The following is a 304-nucleotide window of genomic DNA, read 5'->3' as shown; positions in this document are numbered from 1 at the left end:
GCCCGTGGCCTGCAGCAACAGAACAACGAAATCGAACAGGCCGCCACGGCCGTCACCGAGATGACCAGCGCCGTGGAAGAAGTCGCGCGCAATGCCGTGAGCACCTCGGAAGCCTCCAAGGAAGCCACCCGCTCGGCCGGTGACGGCCGTGACCTGGTCATGGAAACCGTCAGCGCCATCGAGCGCATGAGCACCGACGTGCAAGGCACTGCCGAACTGATCGGCAACCTGGCGGAAGAGTCGCGTGATATTGGCAAGGTGCTCGATGTGATTCGCGGCCTGGCCGACCAGACCAACCTGCTGG

At 64.1% G+C, this 304-nt stretch carries 1 pseudogene; it reads left to right on the top strand.

Features of this window, described 5'->3' with window-relative positions:
* A pseudogene (locus UB48_RS28340) lies at positions 1 to 304 on the top strand (methyl-accepting chemotaxis protein); the annotation flags it as partial.

It is taken from the genome of Pseudomonas sp. 2(2015), from assembly GCF_000955865.1.
GTDB lineage: Bacteria > Pseudomonadota > Gammaproteobacteria > Pseudomonadales > Pseudomonadaceae > Aquipseudomonas.
This window is presented reverse-complemented; position numbering and strand designations above follow the sequence as displayed.